Annotated in this window: 14 protein-coding genes; 6 read left to right on the top strand and 8 right to left on the bottom strand. The window is 70.0% G+C overall.

Features of this window, described 5'->3' with window-relative positions; translation table 11 throughout:
• Positions 1-33: 33 nt before the first annotated feature.
• The 4 genes from BCF44_RS17420 (at position 34) to BCF44_RS17405 (ending at position 6323) form a co-directional block, all read left to right on the top strand.
• Positions 34-942 carry an RluA family pseudouridine synthase gene (locus BCF44_RS17420; RefSeq protein WP_116175324.1) on the top strand — a complete coding sequence of 303 codons (909 nt, stop codon included), beginning with the start codon at positions 34-36 and terminating at the stop codon, positions 940-942.
• Between the two features lie 278 nt (positions 943-1220).
• The gene (locus BCF44_RS58535; protein ID WP_116175323.1) at positions 1221-3425 is read left to right on the top strand and encodes an ATP-binding protein; all 2205 of its coding nucleotides are present in this window, start codon (positions 1221-1223) and stop codon (positions 3423-3425) included.
• Between the two features lie 294 nt (positions 3426-3719).
• Complete coding sequence (locus tag BCF44_RS17410; RefSeq protein ID WP_246015179.1) at positions 3720-4925, top strand: tryptophan dimethylallyltransferase family protein; 1206 nt, start codon at positions 3720-3722, stop codon at positions 4923-4925.
• Between the two features lie 18 nt (positions 4926-4943).
• Positions 4944-6323: a tryptophanase gene (locus BCF44_RS17405; RefSeq protein WP_116175321.1), complete on the top strand. Its 1380-nt coding sequence runs from the start codon at positions 4944-4946 to the stop codon at positions 6321-6323.
• Positions 6324-6382: 59 nt separating this feature from the next.
• Here the strand turns inward: BCF44_RS17405 and BCF44_RS17400 are convergent, their stop codons facing one another.
• The 8 genes from BCF44_RS17400 to BCF44_RS17365 form a co-directional block, all read right to left on the bottom strand.
• Entirely contained in the window at positions 6383-6985 is a 603-nt protein-coding gene (locus BCF44_RS17400; protein ID WP_116175320.1) for a GTP-binding protein, read from the bottom strand.
• The gene (locus BCF44_RS17395) at positions 6966-7337 is read right to left on the bottom strand and encodes a DUF742 domain-containing protein (protein ID WP_116175319.1); all 372 of its coding nucleotides are present in this window, start codon (positions 7335-7337) and stop codon (positions 6966-6968) included. The genes BCF44_RS17400 and BCF44_RS17395 overlap by 20 nt, the downstream gene beginning before the upstream one ends.
• Before the next feature lie 2 nt (positions 7338-7339).
• Positions 7340-7771 (bottom strand): roadblock/LC7 domain-containing protein, encoded by a 432-nt coding sequence (locus BCF44_RS17390; RefSeq protein ID WP_116175318.1) that lies wholly within the window; start codon positions 7769-7771, stop codon positions 7340-7342.
• Positions 7771-10254, bottom strand: a complete 2484-nt coding sequence (locus BCF44_RS17385) for a sensor histidine kinase (RefSeq protein ID WP_116175317.1) — start codon at positions 10252-10254, stop codon at positions 7771-7773. The genes BCF44_RS17390 and BCF44_RS17385 overlap by 1 nt, the downstream gene beginning before the upstream one ends.
• A 1192-nt stretch (positions 10255-11446) precedes the next feature.
• Positions 11447-13264, bottom strand: coding sequence for a DNA helicase RecQ (recQ, locus tag BCF44_RS17380; RefSeq protein ID WP_116175316.1), 1818 nt, complete (start codon positions 13262-13264; stop codon positions 11447-11449).
• Complete coding sequence (locus BCF44_RS17375; RefSeq protein ID WP_170217583.1) at positions 13261-14436, bottom strand: FAD-dependent monooxygenase; 1176 nt, start codon at positions 14434-14436, stop codon at positions 13261-13263. Before BCF44_RS17375 ends, recQ begins: the two co-directional genes overlap by 4 nt.
• A gap of 204 nt (positions 14437-14640) precedes the next feature.
• Complete coding sequence (locus BCF44_RS17370) at positions 14641-16398, bottom strand: sensor histidine kinase (RefSeq protein ID WP_116175315.1); 1758 nt, start codon at positions 16396-16398, stop codon at positions 14641-14643.
• Positions 16398-17090, bottom strand: a complete 693-nt coding sequence (locus BCF44_RS17365) for a response regulator transcription factor (protein ID WP_116175314.1) — start codon at positions 17088-17090, stop codon at positions 16398-16400. Before BCF44_RS17365 ends, BCF44_RS17370 begins: the two co-directional genes overlap by 1 nt.
• A gap of 78 nt (positions 17091-17168) precedes the next feature.
• Between BCF44_RS17365 and BCF44_RS17360 the strand changes: the two genes are divergently transcribed.
• On the top strand, positions 17169-18248 hold the full coding sequence (locus BCF44_RS17360; protein WP_211353053.1) for an efflux RND transporter periplasmic adaptor subunit: 1080 nt from the start codon (positions 17169-17171) through the stop codon (positions 18246-18248).
• Complete coding sequence (locus BCF44_RS17355) at positions 18245-18928, top strand: ABC transporter ATP-binding protein (protein ID WP_116175313.1); 684 nt, start codon at positions 18245-18247, stop codon at positions 18926-18928. Before BCF44_RS17360 ends, BCF44_RS17355 begins: the two co-directional genes overlap by 4 nt.
• The last annotated feature ends 36 nt before the right edge of the window (positions 18929-18964 follow it).

Below are 18964 nucleotides of genomic sequence, written 5' to 3'. Positions count from 1 at the left end.
CCTGCATAACGGGTGCCGTAGGCTGGCCGGGAGATGAGACGCCGCGCCAAGCCCCCGCTGCCGCAGCGCCTCGGCCTCGACCCGGTGCGGATGCGGATGCCGGCCGAGGGGCCGTGGCGGACGCTGCGCGAGCACCTGGTGTTCCGGCTGCCCCGGGTGGACCCCGAGCGGATCGACGAGATGCTGCGGGAGCGGCGGATCGTCGACCTGGACGGGCCGCTGGGCCCGGACGCGCCGTTCGTGCCGGACGGGGTGATCTGGTTCCACCGGGACCTGCCGGTGGAGACGCCGGTGCCGTTCGACATCCAGGTGGTGCACCGCGACGACGATCTGCTCGTTGTGGACAAACCGCACTTTCTCGCCACGATCCCGCGCGGGCAGCACATCGCCGAGACGGCCCTGGTGCGGCTGCGCCGCGACCTCGACCTGCCGGACCTGGTGCCCGCGCACCGGCTGGACCGGGTGACCGCCGGCCTGGTGATGTTCGTGATCCGCCCGCAGGTGCGCGGCGCGTACCAGACGATGTTCCGGGATCGGCTGGTACGGAAGGTTTACGAGGCGATCGCCCGGCACGACCCCGACCTCGTGCTGCCGACCACCGTGCGCAGTCGCATCGTCAAGGAGAAGGGTGTGATCGTCGCCCAGGAGGTGCCGGGCGAGCCCAACGCGGAGACGGTCGTCGACCTCGTCGAGCACCGCGCCGGCCTCGGACGCTACCGCCTCAAGCCGCACACCGGCCGCACGCACCAGCTCCGGCTGCACATGAGCGGCCTCGGCGTGCCGATCCTCAACGACGACTTCTACCCGGTGCTGACCGAGAAGCCGCTGGACGACTTCACCGACCCGCTCCAGCTGCTGGCCAAGACCCTGGAGTTCGACGACCCCCTGACGGGGCGACACCGCCGCTTCGACAGTCGCCTGACCCTGTCGGCCTGGGGGTAGACCGAGGGCAGGACGGCGCGGCCCGCTGGGGAAGCGGGCCGCGGACGCGTCGGCTGGGGAACCAGCGCCGGAGCCGCAGGCCGGGTACGAGGTCGCGTCCCGTTCGGTCAACACGGTCGCGAACCGGCTGCCCGCCCCCCTGACGGACCGTCATACCGGCCGGCGGTCTCCCCGCCCTGTCGTCCCTCACGGGACGTGATCACTGTGCCGTCTCCACGTGGTCACGGGCATCCGTGATTTCCCGGATACGGGTACGGAGAGCCCCGTAGAGTGACCGGGTGACTGGGGCACACCGCGGGCGGCTTCCGGTCGAGCTGACCAGTTTCGTCGGCCGCCGGCAGGAGTTCGCCCGGATTCGCGCGACCCTCGACTCCGCCCGCCTGGTGACGCTGACCGGTGCCGGCGGGATCGGCAAGACCCGGCTGGCGACACGGATTGCGGCGGACCTGGCGGGGGTCTGCTTCGTCGACCTCACACCGCTGGCCGCCGGCAGCGGGGTGGAGCAGGTCGCCGGCGTGGTCGCGGAGTCGTTGGGGCTCCAGGACGGCATGCGGCCTGACCTCGTCGTGGCCCACGGCCGGCAGCTGTTCGTGCTGGACAACTGCGAGCACGTGCTGGCCGGCGCGGCGGCGTTCACCCTGATGCTGGTGCAGGCCGGCGCCAAGGTCCTGGCCACCAGCCGCGAACCGCTGCGGGTGGACGGGGAGCACGTGATCGACGTGCCGCCGCTGCCGGTCTCCGGCGAGGCGCTCGAGCTCCTCACCCACCGCGCGCGCCAGACGCTCGGTGCGGATTGGGAACCGGGCGCGGAGACCGCGGCCGCGGTCCGGCTGTGCCAGCGGTTGGACGGCCTGCCGCTGGCGATCGAACTCGCGGTGCCGATGATGCGGGCGATCCCGCTCGAGACGCTCGCCGATTCGGTCGGCGCGAGGCTCGGCCGGCTGACCGCGACCCCGCAGCCCCATCATCGGACGTTGCACGTCACCTTCGCGTGGTCGCACGAGCTCTGTGCCGACAAGCAGCGGCTGCTGTGGCGGCGGCTGGCGGTGTTCCCGGCATCCTTCGATCTGGCCGCGGTGACCGCGGTCTGCTCCGATGACGGCCTGTCGGCCGCGGACGTGTTGCCGACGCTGGCCGAACTCGTGGACAAGTCGGTGGTACGCAAGGAGACCTACGGCGGCCGCGTGCGGTGGCGGATGCTCCAGCCGGTTCGCGAGTACGCGGCGGAACTGCTTGCGACGTCAGGGGAACAGGACGTCCTGATGGCCCGGCACCGCGACTACTACCTGGGCCAGACCGAAGGTTGGGCCTCGGCCTGGGTGAGCGCGAACGAGGTCGAGTACCTGCACGCGTTCGAGCACGACATGCCCCACCTCCGCCAGGCGCTGGAGTGGTCGCTGACCACGCCCGGGCAGGAGTCGGCGGGCCAGCTGCTCGCTGTCAACCTGGCCCGGTCGCACGCCTGGTTCGCGATGGGCAACCTGCGCGAGGGCCAGGAGTGGTTGCGCCGCGCGCAGGAGGTCGACGCCGCCGCGGAGGGGCAGGCCTTCGTACTGGCGACGTCGGTGTGGCTGGCCGCGCTGCGGGGCGAAGCCGAGTTGACCGGCGAGCTGCTGCCGGTCTGCCGGGCCGCGGCGGTCGCAGTCGGGCCGAGCAAGGCGCTCACGGTCGCGACGAACCTCGCGGAGGGCACGTACCGCTGGCTGTTGCACGGCGAAGCGTCCGGAGTGGAGCAACTGGAGCTGGCCCGCGAGTCCAGTGTGGAGATGGGCTCCGAGCGCTTCCTCGCGACGCTGTTCTGCGGCATCGCGCACAGCCAGCTCGGCGACGCCGACGCGGCCCGAGCGGCGTTGCTGGAGTGTCGGGAGATCGTGGCCGCGGACGGTGCCGAGTGGACGGCCGGCTGGGCTGACTGGCTCGAGGGGCTGATCACGCGGCACTCGCGTCCGGCCGACGCGGCCGAGCTGTTCGCTCGCAACCTGCGCCGGCAGGTCGCCATCGGCGACGTCTGGGGTGCGGCGTGGAGCCTGCTGATGATGGGCTGGACCGCCGCGGCGCTGGGCGACTACCGGCGGGCCGTCCGCCTGATGGGCGCCAGCAATCGGCAGCTGGCCGACATCGGCGTGCGGTTCGCCGAACTGAAGGCGTTCCAGGCCGAGCGGCTCGGCTGGGAGGCCGTGGTCGGGCGTGCGCTGTCGAGCGTCGAACACCGGCGAATCCTGGCCGCTGGCGAGTCCGCGGCGTACGAGGACAGCGTGCGGTTCGCGCTCGGCACGGACGTGCGGGGCGGCGCCGAGTTGACCAAACGGGAACTTGAGGTGGCGGAGCGGGTCGCGGCCGGGCTGACCACGCCGCAGATCGCCCGCGCGCTGTTCGTCGGCGAGCGCACGGTGGAAACGCACATATCGCACATCATGCGGAAACTGGGGGTCACTCGCCGGGCCGCCATCGCCGCCTGGATGACCGGCGCCGACCGGAGCTGACCCGCTCACCGACAGTGCACAGCGGACGTCCATTGTGCTCGAATACATGTTCGAATTGGACGGTGCGTGGCGAACGTTGACTGTGCGTGTAGCGCGGACCGTGGTGTGGACGCGAGATCTTAGCATGTTTCACGTTCTGCGAGTGGGTGATTCCGGCCGTCCGTCCGGCGCACCCCCGGTGAAATGCGAAAACGTCCCGAGCGGGTGCTTGGTTGTCGTGTGTTGACATTATTCGAACCGTCGACAACTGCGCTGGGTCATGGAAGTTGAGCGTGCAATCGCCAGGTAGGCGGTATGCGGACTCTGGGTCACTGGGTAGGTTTCTGGGGCAACTTGCAGGGGGCTGGACGGGTGATTAATGTTACTACCCATCGGAGTCGAAGGATGAAGGTGCGGTCCCTTTCCTTACGTGAACACGCCACTGTTCAGCTGCGCGGGCTGTGCGCCGCCGTCGGCCTGTCGGACGTCGAAACTCCGGTGAGCATCCTCACATTGCTGCTGGGTGCGGCCGGTGATCGCGGTACCACGGAGCCGCCGATCTGGGCGTCCCACGTGTCCGACGACCTGACGCCCGTCGAATTTTCGATAGCGATGGACGAGGACGGCACCCCGGTGTTGCGAATGTTGGTCGAGCCGATCGCCGACGGCTCCGGTGTGTATGCCAACAATCGGGTGGCGCTCCGGGTACTCACCGCGCTCGCCGATCGATTCGACATTTCCCTCGAACAGTTCGAAAAAGTGTGGGGCCTGTTCGTGCCGGGCGAGCCCTGCGGCCGTTTCGGGTTATGGTTCTCGGTCATATTCAGGCCGGGCGCCCCGCCCGATTTCAAGGTGTACTTCAATCCCGCGGCCCGTGGGGAGGAACACGCGCCGGCATTGGTGGCCGAGGCGCTGTGCCGACTCGGGCTCGACAGCGCGTATTCACTGGTCAGCGCCGGTGCGGTGGCCCGGCCCGGGCTGGACCGGCTGCCATTCTTCGCCCTCGATCTGCACGCGCGGATGCACGCGCGGGTCAAGGTCTACGTCTCCCACTACGACGCCGGATCGCCCACCGTGGAGACGGCCGCGGCCGTCGTGCCGGGCATCCACATGGGCCGGGTCCGCGAGTTCTACTCGGTCATCGCCGGCGGCCTCGGCCGACGGTTGACCGGCCTGCCCTCACTGTCCAGCTATTCGTTCGTCGGCGATCCGGGGACGCCGAAGAACTACTCCTTGTACCTGCCCATCCGCGATCTCGTACCCGATGACGAGGTGGCGCTCGAGCGGGTGCTGCTGTTGATGGACCGGTGGGGTCTAGACCACTCGCCGGTGCTGCGCGCGGTCGACGCGGTCAGCGCCCGTCGCCCCGGCGACGGCGTCGGTCTGATCGCCTACGCCTCGCTGCGGCTGGGCCCGGACCGGTCGGGAATCACGGTGTACCTGTCCTCGGAGGCCTACGCGACGATGCCGCCGAGATCGCGGGCGAGCACACACGCCCAGCTGTCGCAAGCGAACCACTAGGAGGGGGAAGGGTCTGCCATGCCCGCCATCATCGAGCCGTACCGGATCAAGGTCGTCGAGCCGATTCCGCTGACCACTCGCGAGGCCCGGGAGCGCTCACTGTCCCGCGCCGGCTACAACGCCTTCAACCTGCGTGCCGACGAGGTCACCATCGACCTCATGTCGGATTCCGGCACCGGCGCGGTGTCGGTGGCGCAGGAGTCGGCGGCCGCGCTGGGCGACGAGTCCTACGCCGGCGCCCGATCCTTCTACCGCTTCCACGAGGTGCTCAGCGACCTCACCGGCTTCCCGCACATCTTCCCGGCGCACCAGGGCCGGGCCGCCGAGCGCATCCTGTTCGGCGCGCTGCTGACGCCGGGCAAGATCACTCTGAGCAACACTCACTTCGACACCACCCGGGCCAATGTCGAGCTGCTGCACTGTGAGGCGCGCGACCTGCCGTGCCCGGAGGCAGCCGACCTGGACAGCCACGACCCGTTCAAGGGCAACATCGACCTGGCCGTGCTGGAGCAGACGCTGGCCGGGCCGGAGGGCGACAAGGTCGGCTTCGTGATCATGACGATCACCAACAACGGCGGCGCCGGCCAGCCGGTGTCGATGGCCAACATCGAGGCCGCCAGCGCCCTGTGCCGCAAGCACGGCGTGCCGTTCCTGTTGGACGCCGCCCGATTCGCGGAGAACGCGTGGCTGGTGACCCAGCGGGAGCCCGGCTACGAGGACAAGACCCCGGCCGAGGTGGCCAGGGCGGCGTTCCGGCTCGCGGACGGCTGCGTGGCCAGCCTGAAGAAGGACGGGATCTCGCCGATGGGCGCGTTCCTGGCCACCCACGATCCCGAGCTTGCCTCACGTTGCGAGCTGATCCTCACCGCCACCGAGGGATTCCGCACGTACGGCGGCCTCGCCGGCCACGAACTCGACCGGCTCGCCCAGGGGCTGCGCGAGGTGCTCGAGCCCGACTACCTGCGGTCCCGTGCCGCCGCCGCGGCGCACCTGGCCCAGCTGGCCAACGAGGCCGGCGTCGATGTCGTGCAGCCGCCAGGGATCCACGCGCTCTACCTCAACGCCGGCCGCCTGCTGCCGCACATCCCGCCCGGCCGCTTCCCCGGCCACGCGCTGGCCTGCCAGCTGTACCTGGAGGGCGGAATCCGGTGCGTCGAACTGGGTTCGCTCTACCTCGGCACCCTTGACGAGAACTACGAACTGGTCAGCGCGGCGCCGTACGAGCTGGTCCGGCTGGCGCTGCCGCGCCGCGTCTACACCCGCAGCCACTACGAGTACGTCGCCGAGACGCTGGCCACCATCGCCAAGCACCCGGAGAGCGTGCCCGGCTACCGGATGGTGGAGACCACGCCGATCCTGCGGCACTTCAACTCCCGCATGGAACCCGTGCACATGTAGGGAGACAACGGAAAGGGCCCCCGCCGGACGCGTCGGCGGGGGCCCTTCTCGTAGCCAGGTCAGGCGCTGGCCTGCGCCGGCAGCCGGCTCATGGCGTGCTCGATCAGCCGGATCAGGATGAGCTTGCTGGCGTCGCGCTTGCGGGCGTCGCAGGGCACGATCGGGATGCCCGGGCTGATCGCCAGCGCGGTGCGGATCTCCTCCGGCTCGTAGCGGTGCTCGGCCCCGTCGAAGTGGTTGATGCCCACCACGAACGGGATCTCGCGGCGCTCGAAGAAGTCGATCGCGGCGAAGCTGGCGTCCAGCCGGCGGGTGTCGATCAGCACGATGGCCCCGATGGCGCCGCGGGCCAGCTCGTCCCACATGAACCAGAACCGGTCCTGGCCGGGCGTGCCGAACAGGTACATCACCAGCTTCGGGCTGATGGTGATGCGGCCGAAGTCCAGCGCCACCGTGGTGGTGGTCTTGCCCTCGATGCCGGCGAGGTCGTCGATGCCGTCGCTGGCCTCGGTCAGCAGCTCCTCGGTGCTCAGCGGCGGGATCTCGCTGACCGAGGCGACCATGGTGGTCTTGCCGACGCCGAAACCGCCGGCCACCAGGATCTTCACCGACTCGGGGGCCAACGCCGCGGCCTGCCGTTGGTCAGAGGGCACGGACACCATCGAGCACCGCCTGGAGGAGGTCGCGACCCGGCGCTTGCAGGGCCTGTGCGGGGGGACGGACAACCACGTCGCCGCGGTCCATCAGGTCGCTGATCAGCACCTTGATCACGACCAGCGGCACGTTGACGTACGAGGCGAGCTCGGCCACCGACAGCGCGCGGTGGCACAGGTCCAGGATCGCCTGGTGCTCGGGGCCGAGCCCGAGCCGCTCGCTGGCCGAGGGCACCGTCACCACCTGGGTGGCGACGTCCAGCCAGGCCGCGCCCGGCCGGGTCCGGCCGCCGGTCATGGCGTACGGCCGCACCAGCGGGCCGGCCGCCTCGTCGAACCACTGTGTTTCGTCGCCGGTCATCGTCACGCCCTCTGGCCGGTGTCCGCGGCGGCCGCCGCTGTGCGCGGCGCCGAGCTCAGGTACACGCCGACCTGCTTGACGAGCAGGTTCATCTCGTAGGCGATCAGGCCCACGTCCGCGCTCTCGCCGGCCAGCACGGCCAGGCAGGCGCCCCGGCCGGCCGCGGTCACGAACAGGTAGGCGTGCTCCATCTCGACGATGGTCTGCCGCACCTGCCCGCCGCTGAAATGCCGGCCGGCGCCTCTGGCCAGGCTCTGGAAGGCCGAGGCCATCGCGGACAGCTGGTCCGAGTCGTCCCGCGAGAGTTCCCTGGACTTGCCGATGAGCAGTCCGTCCGCCGACAACACGACAGCATGCTGCGCGGCGACGACCCGCTCCACCAGGTTGTCCAGCAGCCAGTTGAGGTCGGTCTCCGAAGTGGCCTTCTCGTTCATCAGTCCTGACTTCCCTGTGCCTGCGGTGAAAAGTCCGAGGATTCGCCGGCCTGGCGGCCGAGCATCGACCCGCTCTGGAACGCCGACATGGTCCGGCGGATCTCCTCGGGTGACTTGCCCGGCTCGTCGTCGAACCCGGGCTCCTGCTCGTCGTAGAGATCGCCGCGCAGCTGCGGAGCGAGGTTGTTCTGCGGTTGTCGCAGGGGCAGTGCCGGGCGGGGCGTCGCGTTGCTGGCGCCGATCGGAGTGACCTCCTCGCTGGCCGGTGCGGGCGCCGGCGGCAGCCGCAGCCCGTCGCTGCTCTGGCCGAGCAGCGGCGGCTCGACCCGGGCCGTCGGCGCGGCCACCGGCGCGGGCGCCGGCGGGGCGGCCACCTGCTGCCGCCCGCCGGTGGTCTGCACCGACTCGGCCAGCCGGGACCGGCTCAGCGCCCAGAACTCGTCCAGCTCGCTGGCCCCGCTGCCGTCCTTCTCCTGGTACTCACCCGAGACCGGGGTGCCTTCGACCGGCATCAGCTGGCCGGCGACCGACTCGGTCTCCGGCTCCTCGTCGCGGGCCAGGATGTGGTTCGGGATGAGCACGATGGCCCGGGTGCCGCCGTACGGGGACAGCCGGAACTCGACGTTGATCTCCAGTCGGGCGGCCAGCCGCGCGATCACGAACAGGCCCAGCCGGGAGTCGGACTTCAGCGCCATGGCGTCGAACTCGGGCGCCTCGGCCATCATCGCGTTGGCGCGGGCCCGGTCCTCCTCGCTCATGCCCAGGCCCTGGTCCTCGACCTCGACCACGACGCCGCGGGCCACCCGGGTGCTGCCGACCAGCACCTGCGAGCGCGGCGGCGAGAACGACGTGGCGTTGTCGACCAGCTCGGCGATCAGGTGGATGGTGTCGGCGACCGCGGTGCCGACGATGGCCACGTCCGGGCCGCGCTCGACCTGGACCCGGTGGTACAGCTCGGTTTCCGACACCGCGGCGCGCAGCACGTCGACCAGCGCGACCGGCTTGCGCCAGCGCCGGCCGGGCAGCTCGCCGCCGAGGATGATCAGGTTCTCGGCGTTGCGCCGGGCCCGGGTGGCCAGGTGGTCGAGCTGGAACAGCCGCTCCAGCTGCTGCGGGTTCTCCTCGCCGCGTTCCATGGTGTCCAGGATCTTCAGCTGCCGGTGCACCAGGCCCTGGTTGCGGTGGGCGATGCTGAGGAACACGTTGTGCACGCCGTCGCGGGCCTGCGCCTCGGTGACGGCCGCCGACACGGCGGTGTACTGGGCGGCGTTGAAGGCGTCGGCGAGCTGGCCGATCTCGTCGCCGCCGAAGTTCAGCTCGGGCAGCTCGGAGCGGACGTCCAGGGTCTCGCCGTCGCGCAGGCGGCGCACGATGTCGGGCAGCCGCTCCTGGGAGGACCGCAGCGCCTCCTCGCGCATCTTGGTCAGGCGGGTGACCAGGGTGCGGTCGACCAGGGTGCGGGACACCCGGACCGCGAACAGGATGGCGCCGACCGCGGCGAGCAGGGCGACCACCGAGCCGACGATCACCGTGGTCAGCTGGCTGTCGCTGTCGGTGATGGCCTGGCTGGAGACCTCGTCGGCCTGGTCGATGGTCAGCGTCACCAGCTGGTCGGAGATCTTGTTGGTCAGCGCCAGCCAGGTGCCCTGGTCGGTGGGCAGCCCGGTCAGGCCCTTCGTCCACGCGCCGTGCTCGATGAACGCGTTCTCGATGTCGACGAGCTGCTTCCAGTCGTCGCCGCCGGCCAGCTTGTTGTACCGGCTCTCGATGTCCGGTTCCACGAACGGCATCGTGGTGGCGAACTCGGAGTGGTAGGCGGCGACCAGGCCGGCGTACTGGAGGTGGTCGGCCGGGCTGAGCGTGCCGGCGGCGAAGCCGCTGGAGATCAGCGTGGCCGAGCGGGACATCAGGTCGGTGGCGCGGAACTGCGCCGCCGAGGTGACGCCGCCCAGCGAGACGGTGACGGCGGGCAGGATGCGGGCCTGGGTGTCGAACAGGCTCCAGGCCGAGTCCAGCATGGTGTTGTAGAACTCGAAGACCTGCGCCTTGTCGATGGTCTTGCTGTCGACCTCGGCCCGGATCTTGGGCAGCTGGTCGATGCTCACGTTGAGCTTCTGCAGGCCCTGCACGACCGGCGGCGGCGCGTTCTTGGCCAGCGCGTCGGCGGCGGTCTTCATCGAGGCCAGGTACTTGTCGGTCTGCTGCTCCTGGTTGTGCAGCGTGTCCAGGTCGTTCGACGACCCACTTAAGAAGGCCGTGCCGAGCTGGCGCTCCTTCTGCGCGGAGGCCAGCGCGGTGACCGCCGGGATGGACACCTCACGCACACCGGTGACCACCGCCTTGACGTACACGGCGTCGAAGACCAGGTACGATGCGGCCACCGTCCACAGCACGACCAGCGCGACGCTGGGAATCAACACCGCCCCGACCAGGCGCGACTTGATCGACCGGTTCGCCTTGTCCGGCTTGTCCTTGTTCTTCACGACGCTCCATCACCGACCCTGGGGGTGTGCGGTTCGTGGCCTCTCGCCGGCGCCCGGGCACGGTCGGCGATTGCGGCGGCGGACACTCGCAGTGATGGTCGCGTTCACGGCCATCTCGGGACAGAAGCGCCCGCTCACCGATCTTGATCTTCTTCCGGCCAGGAAATCTAGCACGTTCGAGATAGTGGGCGAACAGTCCTCATGTCGGCGATCTGGCCTTTTCGTCGACTACTGCGATGAGCGTGCAGAAGCATGCGCCGAACGGTCGTAGGGAGTTAGGTCGAGCTGTCGCGGCCCGTCGGGTTTCGGGCCCGGTCTTCACTCGTTCAGTGGTACAGCGGCCCCGGTTCGGCACGATATGGGACGAGGTGTTCCGTCGCTATCGGTACACGCCCGGATCGGTACGGTGAGCAAACACGTTCGACGAATTCATGAACCCGTGGCGAGAAATTCGGACACGTATTAACTCGAACGAAACGCGTGCACGCGGCGCTGATCGGGGCCCTTGCGGCGGCGGCCGACCGGCCGTAGCGGTACGTGCGTACGCCAAGATGTGCACTTCCGGTCACTGATGGTCACCCGGGGTGTCGATGTGGCCGCCGCGAGTGCGCCGGGCGGTCCAACCGGGGCGTCCGATCGACCGCGATCCGCACGCCGGGGCCGACTTTTGGGCACGGGCCCGACCGCCGCGGGCGGGGCTGCGGTTCGCGGTCACTCGGCTGCGGAGCGGCACCGCCGCCGACGGCCGGCCGATCCCGCGCCGCCGCGCCGCGGGCGCGACGCGGTCGGCGGGTGCCGGCGTAGGCCCTGCGGCGCACCGCCGGCTGCGCCGACCGTCACAAGGGCAACCGCTGACCGGCCGTGTCGGAAAATGGTCGCCACGCATTGGCGATAAACGCCTGAAACGTTTTCTTTCGCTGGCCCGAGGCATCCGGCCAGGCGGTTCGAACCCGTACGGCCGACCGCCTCGGACACGGTGGCGGCCGGTCGCCGTGATCAGGGGGCGGCGGCCCGCTGGTCAGCGCTTTCTCCGTCAAACGGTGGAATTCAGGCCGCCGATTCCGGCAGTCGACGTCCGCTCATCGGGCTGCCGCTAATACTGCACAAGGTGGCCGCGACCGATATGTCCCGACCATGCGGGGGGGCCGCCCCCGCATTTGTGTGACGGGATCGATGCGCGGAGTTCTTCCCTTTAACCGCCGGCGGCGAGGGTGTCCAGGACGGCCTGCCCGTACTTCGCGAGCTTGTTCTCGCCGACGCCGCTGACCGTGCCCAGCTCGGCCAGCGTCGTCGGGGCCTGCGTGGCGATCTGCCGCAGCGTGGCGTCGTGGAAGATGACGTACGCCGGCACGCCCTGCTCCCGGGCGGTGGCCGCCCGCCAGGAGCGGAGCTGCTCGAACGCCGGCGCGGCCTCGGCCGGCAGCTCGGCCGCCGCGGCCTTCGCGGTTGCCGTGCGCGCGGCCTTGGGTGGCTTGGCGGCGTTCTCCCGGCGCAGCCGGACCTCGCGCCGCCGGCCGAGCACGTCGGCACTGGCCTCGGTCAGCGACAACGTGCCGTAGTCGCCCTCGACGGCGAGCAGGCCCTGTGCGAGGAGTTGTCGCACCACGCCCCGCCACTCCGACTCGTTGAGCTCGGTGCCGATGCCGAACACGGTGAGCCCGTCGTGGTCGTGCTGGATCACCTTGGCGGTCTTGCGCCCCAACAGGATGTCGATGACCTGCCCGGCGCCGAACCGCTGCCGGCGCTCCTTGTCCAACCGGAACACCGCGGACAGGAACTTCTGCGCGGCAATGGTTCCGTCCCACGACTCCGGCGGCGTGAGGCAGGTGTCGCAGTTGCCGCAGGCCTCGGTGAGCGTCTCGTTGAAGTACGCCAGCAGCCCGCTGCGCCGGCACTCCACGGTCTCGCACAGCGCGAGCATCGCGTCGAGGTGCTGGCCGAGCCGCCGGCGGTGCGCGTCGTCGCCCTCGGAGGTGTCGATCATCTTGCGCTGCTGCACCACGTCCTGGAGGCCGTAGGCCAGCCACGCGGTGGAGGGCAGCCCGTCCCGGCCGGCGCGGCCGGTCTCCTGGTAGTAGCCCTCGACCGACTTGGGCAGGTCCAGGTGGGCGACGAAGCGCACGTCGGGCTTGTCGATGCCCATGCCGAACGCGATGGTGGCCACCATGACCAGGCCGTCCTCGCGCAGGAAGCGCGCCTGGTTGGTGGCGCGGGTCTGCGCGTCCAGCCCGGCGTGGTACGGGAGCGCCTGGATTCCTTGCTCGGTCAGCCATTCCGCGGTCTTGTCCACAGAGGACCGGGACAGGCAGTAGACGATGCCGGCGTCGCCCTTGTGCTCGGTGCGCAGCAGGTCCAGCAGCTGCCGCTTCGGCTCGTTCTTCGGCACGATGCGGTACTGGATGTTGGGCCGGTCGAAGCTGGAGACGAAGTGCCGAGCCTGCTCCAGGTTGAGCCGGCTGGCGATCTCCTTGCGGGTGGCCTCGGTGGCGGTCGCGGTCAGCGCGATCCGCGGCACCTCGGGCCAGCGTTCGTGCAGATGGGACAGCTGGAGGTAGTCCGGCCGGAAGTCGTGGCCCCACTGGGAGACGCAGTGCGCCTCGTCGATCGCGAACAGGGAGATCTTGCCGCGGGACAGCAGCTGCGGCGTCGACTCCATGCGCAGCCGCTCCGGCGCCAGGTAGAGCAGGTCCAGCTCGCCCGCGACGTAGAGCGCCTCCATCATCCGGCGCTCGTCCGGATCCTGTGTGGAGTTCAGGAATCCCGCCCGCACGCCGAGCGCGCTGAGCGCGTCGACCTGGTCCTGCATCAGGGCGATCAGCGGGGAAATGACGATCCCCACGCCGTCACGGACGAGCGCGGGGATCTGGTAGCACAGCGACTTGCCGCCGCCGGTGGGCATCAGCACCAGCGCATCGCCTCCGGCCACGACATGCTCCACGATTGCCTGTTGGTCGCCGCGGAACGAGTCGTAGCCGAAGACGGTGCGCAGTACCTGAGCCGGTTCACTCACGCCGCCCGAGTGTAGTCCGGCAGCGTCAGCGAGTCGGCGGAGCGGTTGACCAGCCAGGTCAGCAGGCCCGTCATGGGCTTGGTGTTGAGCACGCGGTACACGTACTTGCGGTTGCGGATGGCCCGCTCGGTCTCCGGCGCGAAGAAGCCGCCGCTGCGCTTGGCCTGGTTCTGACCCATCTTCGCGGTGGGCCGGATGACCTCCTCGTACGCCGCGAAAGCCGCCTCGTGGCTGGACTTCGTGGCCAGCTCGCCGGCGAGCACGTAGCCGCCGATCATGCCCAGACCGGTGCCGCCGCTGCCCGGGCCGCCCGCCCACGCCGCGTCGCCGACCAGCACGACCCGGCCCTTCGACCACTTGTCAAGTCGGATCTGGGTGAGCGAGTCGAAGAACAGCGTGTCGGTGTCGGCCAGGCCCTCCAGGATGGTCGGCAGCTCCCAGCCGGCGTCGCGGAACTTCTCGATCAGGATCCGCTTCTGCTGTGCGATGTCGCGCCGGTCGTAGGTCAGGGGCTCCGACGCGAAGTACATGGCCACGCCCATCTCGTCCTGGTCCAGGTGGCTGGTGACCATGACGCCGATGTTCGGCTCGGAGTACATCAGACCGGAGTGGTCCAGGCCCAGGTGGTTGGGCACGGTGAAGTAGGCGACGTAGTAGCCCAGGTCGGTGGCGAAGTCCTGCTCCGGCCCGAAGGCCAGCGACCGGACACCCGAGTGCGAGCCGTCCGCGCCGATCACCAGGTCGAAGGTGCGCGGCGCGCCCTTCGCGAACGTCACGTCCACGCCGCCGGCGTGCTCGGTCAGCGACGTGATCCGGTCGCCGAACACGTACTCCACCTTGTCCTTGGTGTGTTCGTAGAGGACCCGGCTCAGGTCGCCGCGTGGGATCTCCACCTCGCCGCTCATCACCGCGGACGGGACCCGCGCCTCGAACTTGCCGTCGCGATCGACGATCGTCACGTCGCCCATCTGGGTGCTGAGAGCCTCGATCGCCGGCAGCACGCCCATCTTGCGCAGGATCTCCGTCTGCTCGCCCCGGAAGTCGACGGCGGAGCCGCCCTGGCGCAGCGCCGCGGCCTGCTCGACGACGGTCACGTCGAAGCCGTAGTGGTTCAGCCAGTAGGCGACGGTCGGGCCGGCGATGCTCGCTCCGGAAACCAGGATCTTCGTCATTTCTGCCTCCTCGGTCGGTGTCTGGTCATACCGTCGCGGCCGGCGCTGACCGGTCGCTGATCGTGCGCTGACGATGGCGATCGAGGGTGGTGGTGAGTGGTCAGGTGAGGGGCTGTGAGGGCCGGTGACCTGCGGAGATACCGCTGACAACCATTCTACGGGGGATCTTGCGCAAGGGGTTGCGGCGGCCGGGTGACGGTCACCCTAAGACTGGGTGTCGATCGGCAGACGCACCCAGAACCGGGACCCCTCGCCGACCGAGCTGGCCACCCCGACCGTGCCGCCGTGCCCCTCCACCAGCTTCTTCACGATCGCCAGCCCCAGCCCGCTGCCGCCGGTCAGCCGGCTGCGCGACTTCTCCGCGCGCCAGAACCGCTCGAAGACGTGCCCGAGGTCCTCGGCGGCGATACCCGTGCCGGTGTCGCGCACCTCGATCACCAGGTCGCTGCCGTCGGCGAACCCGCGCAGCGTTATGCGCCCGCCGGCCGGAGTGTGCCGCAGCGCGTTGGTCACCAGGTTGTCCACTACCTGCCGCAACCGCACCGGGTCCGCCCACACCTGACCGTCACCGTCACACCTCAGCTCCACCCCGCCGGCCACCGCCCGAGCCCGGTGCCCCGCCACCACCGCCCCCAGCAGTTCCCCCACCGACACCAGCTCCCGGTGCAGCCGCAACGTTCCCGCGTCGGCCATCGCCAGGTCCTGGAGGTCGTCGATGATGTGGTGCAGCAGCAACGCCTCCTCCAGCAGCGACCCGACCAACGCCGGATCCGCCTCCGTCACCCCGTCCTGCACGGCCTCCAGCCACCCCCGGATGTTGCTCAGCGGCGTCCGCAACTCGTGGGCGATATCGCTGATCAGGTCCTTCCGCAGCCGCTCGACCTCACCGCGAGCCGCCGCCATCTCGTTGAACGCCCCCGCCAACCGACCGATCTCGTCCCGGCGTCTGACCGACACCCGTGTGGCCAGGTCCCCGCCCGACATCCCTTGAGCCGCCGCCGTCAGTGCCCGTAGCGGCCGGGTGAAGCGCCGCCCCGCCAGCACCGTCACCAGGATCGTCACGACCAGCACCCCACCGGCCGCCAGCCCGATCCGCACCTTGTTCTCCGCGCTCAGATCGAACACGCTCGCCGGCGAAACGCCGCCTTTGGTCGTCACGAACAGCAGCGCAGCCGGTGCCACGAACGGCGTGAGCTGCTCGTGCCGGCCGGTCGTGACACAGTCCTGCACCCGCTGATCCGTCGGACTCGGCACCGCCGCGCTCGTACTCGCCTGCGCCGACCGCGCCTGCCACGTGAAGTCCAGCGCCACCGTCACCGCCGGCAGCCCTTGCCGCGCCAAACACTCGTTCACCAGCGATCCCAGCTGGTCCAGCGCCGCCTGCTCCGACTTCACCGGCTCGTCGAGCGTCTTGGCGCACTGGGCCGCCACCAGCGGATCCGGGCTCTGGATCTTCGGCCGCCCGCTCGGCGTCGTCACGATCGACCCCACCGAGCCGCCAGCGCGCACGCACGCCAGCGCGCGCTGCCCCAGCCCGCTCAGGTACGCCACATCCTCCTGGCTCAGGGCGAACGGCCCCACCGCCGACGGCGAGATCCGGTCCGGTCCCGCGTCCACCAGGCTCGGATCCACCGACAGCGCGTCCACGCCCGCCGACGCGGAGTCCGGCAGCGCATGCCCGCCCGGCTCCGAGTCCATGATCACGTGCCGGTTCTGGTCCGTCAGCACGATCCGGCGACCCGTCTCTTGCGCCAGCACCGTGACGCTCTGCCCGACGCCCGCCCAGCTCGGATGCGCCGCCGCGTAGCCGAGCAGGTCGTCGTAGATCTGGTTGCCGGTGGTGATCGCCTGACCCTGCTCCTGCCGGATCGCGCCACTGGTCGTCTCGATGGCCAGCCACGCCGTCGCCGCGATGGAGCACGCGGCGACCACAATGGATACCGCGAGCAGCCGGGCGAGCACTACGACCTCTCGTCGGCGGTCAGTTTGTAGCCGACGCCGTACACCGTCACCAGTCGCACCGGCCGCCGCGGGTTCGGTTCGATCTTCTTGCGCAGGTTCATCACGTGCACGTCGATCGTGCGGTCGGTGATGTACTTGTCGAAGCCGTGCAGCCGCGCCAGCAGCTGCTGCCGGGTGAACACCCGATCCGGTTGCCCGGCAAGGGTTTCCAGCAGCATGAACTCGCCCGGCGTGCAGTCCACCCGATTGCCGTCGCTGGTCACGGTGTGCCGTCCCGGATCGATCACCAGCGTGCCGACCTTGAGGAGCTCGTCCGGTTCCGCCGCCCGCTGCGCCCGCCGCAGCAACGTCCGCACCCGTGCCACCAGCTCGCGCGGGCTGAACGGCTTGGTCATGTAGTCGTCCGCGCCCAGGTCGAGGCCGAGCAGCAGGTCGTCCTCCGTGGATCGGGCCGTCAGCATCAGCACCAGCACGTCGGATTCCCCGCGCAGCACCCGGATCACGTCCAGACCGTCCACTTTGGGCATCATCACGTCCAGCACCAGCAGGTCCGGCCGGCAGGCCCGGACCGTGTCGATGGCCGCGCGGCCGTCGCCGACGACGACAACCGTGTGCCGTTCACGCTCGAGATAGCGGCGGACCAGCTCCGCCTGCTTCTCGTCGTCCTCGGCCAGCACGATGTGGGCGCACATGGCACCGATGATAGGTCCGCCACGCGCACGCCACCGGATCCTGACAAGTTCCTCATATCCCTCGGCGATGGTGTCGCCATGACCAGAGTGGCAGCCCGCCGGCGGACGGTGATCGGGATCGCCGTCCTGGTCGTCGTGGTCGGCACGGCGCTCGGTGTGGCCCTGATCGACTCCCGGCACGGCGAACAGGCCGGCGCCGCGACGCCACCGCCGGCCGCGCAGACCGTCGCCGTGCGGCGGACCGACCTGTCGAACGCCCAGTCGTTCGGCGGCACGCTCGGTTATGGCGCGCCGCAGACGTTGAAGGGCACCGGATCGGGCGTGGTGACCAAGCTGCCCGCGGTCGGCGACGTCGCCGCGCAGGGCAAGGCCTTGTACTGGGTCAACGACAAGCCCGTGCCGGTGTTCTTCGGGGACACACCGCTCTTCCGTAAGCTGGACGGCCCGACCTTGAAGGGCGCGGACGTCGCTGTGGTGGCTTCGAACCTCAAAGCCCTGGGCTACAGCGTCGGCGCGCTGCCGAAGGACCCGCAGCAGACGGCCTTCACGCCGGCGATCGCCGCCGCGTTGAAGAAGTGGGAGAAGAGCGTCGGCCTCGACGACACCGGCACCATCGACGTCGGCCAGGTGGTGGTGCTGGCCGGGCCGATGCGCGTCAACTCCGTGACCGCGCAGCTCGGCGACCCGGTCGCCGGTGACCTGATCCCCCTCACCTCGACGCAGAAGGTCGTCACCATGCCGGTCGACGCCACCGAGGTCGGGCAGATCAAGACCGGTGCCGCGGTGACGATTCTCCGTCCGGACAACAAGACTGTGTCCGCCAAGGTGACCGCCATCAGCACCACTGTGGACGGTGGCGGCAAGGATCAGACGTCGTCCGGGCCGCCCAAGCTCAACGTCACCGTTACACCGGACGACGCGTCCACTCTAGCCGATCTCGATGCCGCATCCGTTCAGGTTCAGGTCACCACCTCGGTCCACAAGGGAGTGTTGGCGGTCCCCGTCGGCGCGCTGGTGGCTCTCCGCGAAGGCGGCTACGCCGTCCAGACGCCGGACGGCCAGTACAAGGCCGTGCAGACCGGGATGTTCGCCAACGGCATGGTGGAGGTCAGCGGCGCCGGCATCGCCGAGGGGCTGAAAGTGGTGACCACGTCGTGACGCCGGTGCTGGAGCTGACCGGCGTCAGCAAGCGCTATCCGGGCGTGACGGCGCTCGACTCGGTGTCACTGGAGATCGAATCCGGCGAACTCGTCGCCATCGTGGGACCCTCCGGCTCGGGCAAGTCGACCATGCTGAACATCATCGGCACCCTGGACCTGCCCTCGCAGGGTTCGGTTCGCCTCGGCGGCCTGGACGTCGCGACGCTGTCCGACCGGCGGCTGTCGGCCCTGCGCGGGCGGTGGCTCGGTTTTGTGTTCCAACAGTTCCATCTCACCGACGGTTTGACCGCCGCGCAGAACGTCGCCACCGGGCTGTTGTATGCCGGCGTGCCTCGCCGCAGGCGGCGTCCGCTGGCATTGGAGGCGCTTGATCGTGTCGGGCTGTCGCATCGCGTCGACCATCTGCCGCAACAGCTTTCCGGCGGCGAACGGCAGCGGGTGGCCATCGCCCGTGCAGTGGTGAACGATCCCGCGCTCGTGTTGGCCGACGAGCCGACCGGCGCGCTGGACACCGTGAACGGCCAGGCCGTGCTGGAGTTGTTGCGGCGGTTGAACAACGACGGCACGACCATCGCCGTGATCACGCATGACCGGGACATCGCGGCCGGCCTGCCACGCCGGATCGAGATGCGCGACGGGAAGCTGGTCGCGGACACACGCTCGGGGAGTTTGGTGTGACCTCTCTCAACGGCCAGCCGCGCTCGACCGGCAAGT

Source organism: Kutzneria buriramensis, from assembly GCF_003387475.1.
Lineage (GTDB): Bacteria > Actinomycetota > Actinomycetes > Mycobacteriales > Pseudonocardiaceae > Kutzneria > Kutzneria buriramensis.
This window is presented reverse-complemented; position numbering and strand designations above follow the sequence as displayed.

What these genes read in the sequence shown, in the direction of transcription:
- BCF44_RS17420 (WP_116175324.1), top strand. Translation starts at nt 34, where the DNA reads ATGAGACGCCGCGCCAAGCCCCCGCTGCCGCAGCGCCTCGGCCTCGAC.
- BCF44_RS17400 (WP_116175320.1), bottom strand. Translation starts at nt 6,985, where the DNA reads ATGGTGTCCGTGCCCTCTGACCAACGGCAGGCCGCGGCGTTGGCCCCC.
- BCF44_RS17405 (WP_116175321.1), top strand. Translation starts at nt 4,944, where the DNA reads ATGCCCGCCATCATCGAGCCGTACCGGATCAAGGTCGTCGAGCCGATT.
- BCF44_RS17365 (WP_116175314.1), bottom strand. Translation starts at nt 17,090, where the DNA reads ATGTGCGCCCACATCGTGCTGGCCGAGGACGACGAGAAGCAGGCGGAG.
- BCF44_RS17375 (WP_170217583.1), bottom strand. Translation starts at nt 14,436, where the DNA reads ATGACGAAGATCCTGGTTTCCGGAGCGAGCATCGCCGGCCCGACCGTC.
- BCF44_RS17410 (WP_246015179.1), top strand. Translation starts at nt 3,720, where the DNA reads ATGCGGACTCTGGGTCACTGGGTAGGTTTCTGGGGCAACTTGCAGGGG.
- BCF44_RS17390 (WP_116175318.1), bottom strand. Translation starts at nt 7,771, where the DNA reads ATGAACGAGAAGGCCACTTCGGAGACCGACCTCAACTGGCTGCTGGAC.
- BCF44_RS17360 (WP_211353053.1), top strand. Translation starts at nt 17,169, where the DNA reads ATGACCAGAGTGGCAGCCCGCCGGCGGACGGTGATCGGGATCGCCGTC.
- BCF44_RS17395 (WP_116175319.1), bottom strand. Translation starts at nt 7,337, where the DNA reads ATGACCGGCGACGAAACACAGTGGTTCGACGAGGCGGCCGGCCCGCTG.